The sequence below is a fragment of the Caldisericum sp. genome (genome assembly GCF_049967455.1).
GTDB lineage: Bacteria > Caldisericota > Caldisericia > Caldisericales > Caldisericaceae > Caldisericum > Caldisericum exile_A.
The window spans coordinates 1-2,608 of the sequence record NZ_JBMFSR010000081.1; the positions used below are offsets into that span (position 1 = coordinate 1).

The window sequence follows — 2,608 nt, forward strand, 5'->3', positions numbered from 1 at the left end:
TGAGATGTTTCCTTAAAGCGATAATCCATTTTTACAAAAGAGAATCGCCAGTCGTCTTCATCAGGAGAGACAAAGGCAACAAGTGCTGCGTCTTTTAATTTTCCGCCTCTACTTCCTTTCAAATACCAGGCAATAAAATTCCTTTGTGCTGTCCTTGCCCGTTCAAGAGATGTTTGTCTTTTTAATCTGACAATTAATAAGTCAACCTCTTTATCATCGCAGGAGTACTTACCAATCCTTTCCAATAATTTTATATACGGCTCAAAAGCATCGGGAATGTAATTGCCTTGGTAAATAAAGGTTTTGTCTTCAAAAGTTTTGAGAAGGTTTTTCAGAAAAAGAGTGAAATTCCCTTTATCAAAAGGGTTTTCAAAGGTTTTAATTATCAGATTTTTTGCTTGTTCTACAATCATTCTCTTTTCTTCTTCACAGATAAATTACCTCCTTTAAAATATGCCTACCTATGTGAGGTTTTAGCACTTTTTTCGTAAGGAGGTCAACATTAACACCAAGTACATCACTTAAAATATTTTCTAAATGCACAAATTCAGGTAACCCTATCTCCGCACTTTCTTCAAATTCAACAAGTATGTCAAGATCGCTTTTTTTCTTTTGTTCTCCTCTCACATAAGAACCAAAAATTCCAATTTCCTTTATCCCGTATTTTTCTTTAAGCTGTGGCTTTATCTCTTTCAATTTTTCTTTGATGTCTTCAAGCTTTTTCATTTTCTGCCTCCGATAAATAAAGTGACAATATGACTTCCCTCTTACCTTCTGTTGAAGCTGCTGGCTGAATATAATGGCCTTCAAGAAAAGCACGTGAGATTTTCATTTGTAGCGTGCCAATGACCTTCAAGGGATTTTGAATTTCCTGCTTCAGGTCATTTAACGCCTTAAGTGTTTTCTTTATTGTCTGCTTAGGTAGAGAACCAGCATCAAGCTGGTATATCACTTTTTTGAGGTAGTCTTCCTGGTCTTCAGTCAATTGTTTGGTATTATTTAGCGTTGCTTTCAGAATTTTGCGGAGTTTATCCTCACTGCTTGTTCCACCTTTTCGCCTGCTCCGTATTCCTTCATCAAACGTAGCATCAAGGAAGGCTTCTTTATTCTTTCTGAGGAGTTCATGGTAGTTATCGATAGGTAATTTTGCCCTGCTATCTTCAGAAGAACTTTCCAAAATTTTTGCAGCAGTCAGGAAATCTTGTTCGACGGTTGTTGTTTTGTCTGACAAAAAGAATTTCATCAACTTACCTCTCCTGAAGAACGTAAGAAGGGAGTCCGGCCTGGTCAGGTTGTGAGGAGTACCTGAAAATGCTTTTGAGGAGCGCGCTTTCTTAGGAAGCCTTTTTATACGTTCAAATAGATCTGGGTTATTATGACGGATATCCTCGATAATTCGTAAATACCTGAGTTCACTTTCCTCTTCTTCATCATCTGTAAGAGTTTCCTTCGAGAGAAGTCTATCAAAAAGTTCATGAGAAGATACCGGTTCATTTTCGGTAAGTATTGCAGAATCGCCTCCCAGTAATGTCAAAAATGCCTCTATTTTTGAACGGGCAATTTTCGTCAGCTCAATTTCTGAGTCTGCCTGGGTTGTGGGGAAAAAGTTAAATACATGTATTTTATTAAAAACTGTATCAATACGATTTATTCTTCCCACTCTCTGCATTAATCTTGTTGGATTCCATGGTATGTCGTAGTTTATTACTATGTTCGATCGATGGAGGTTCACACCTTCGGATAGTACGTCAGTTGAAACAAGGATTCTGTAGTCATCTTTCTTATTCCTTGCTCTCGGATCAAAATTTTCTATTACCTTATCTCTCTCAGTCTCGGAAGTATTGCCGTGAAATACCAATGCTACTTCACTTCCGAACGATTCATTAATTTTCCTTCCCAGATACTCCGCAGTTTCTTTTGACTCTGTAAAGATGATTATCTTATTCTTTTTTAGAATAGAATTGTTTTTCAGTTGCTCCAGCAGGGTTTCCAGTTTGGGATCCCTTTTTACGTTCTCCCACAGAGATTTTATTTTTTTTAAAATTTCATAGTCTTTCTTGAGAATTGTTTCAAACTCTGGTTTAAAGTGCTGGGCTGAGTACTTTTCTGCTTTTCCTTCATTGATAAGTTTTTGAATTGCTTCATCGTCATCTTCCTCAAGAAGCTCAAATATTTTATTGATATACTTTTTGCTCACATAAACACTACCATTTTTATATTCTTTAATGAACATTTCGTAGGAATTGATGAACCTATCAATGCTATTCCGAAAGGCATTGAAACTACTTTCGAGGCGTTTCACAAGGAGGACTTTCATAAACCCTCCCAGATTTTTTTGAGATTGTTCCAGAAACGCTGTGATCGTTTCCTTCAGGTGAAGGAGAGGGGTATATCTGGCGTATTGAAATTCTTGCGTTATCAATTGAATTGTTTCCATGAAGATACTGTCTTCATCATCATTAAGTTGGTAGTAAAACGGCTTCGGGTCATCTATTTCAGGAAACTCGATATTGTTGCTCTTCAGATCTCTTTCAAAGTATTTTTTTATTTCCGTTCTTGTCCTTCGCACCATGATGTACTTTAAAACTTTATCTCTAATCTCTTTTGC

At 36.7% G+C, this 2,608-nt stretch carries 2 protein-coding genes and 1 pseudogene; all 3 read right to left on the reverse strand.

Features of this window, described 5'->3' with window-relative positions; genetic code table 11:
* A pseudogene (locus ACP5SP_RS07790) lies at positions 1–413 on the reverse strand (Eco57I restriction-modification methylase domain-containing protein); the annotation flags it as partial.
* A gap of 13 nt (positions 414–426) precedes the next feature.
* Positions 427–726: a nucleotidyltransferase family protein gene (locus ACP5SP_RS07795; RefSeq protein WP_428076485.1), complete on the reverse strand. Its 300-nt coding sequence runs from the start codon at positions 724–726 to the stop codon at positions 427–429.
* The coding region (locus tag ACP5SP_RS07800) for a helicase-related protein (RefSeq protein WP_428076487.1) at positions 713–2,608 on the reverse strand (1,896 nt) is incomplete at its 5' end. The genes ACP5SP_RS07800 and ACP5SP_RS07795, both read right to left, overlap by 14 nt.

What these genes read in the sequence shown, in the direction of transcription:
- ACP5SP_RS07795 (WP_428076485.1), bottom strand. Translation starts at nt 726, where the DNA reads ATGAAAAAGCTTGAAGACATCAAAGAAAAATTGAAAGAGATAAAGCCA.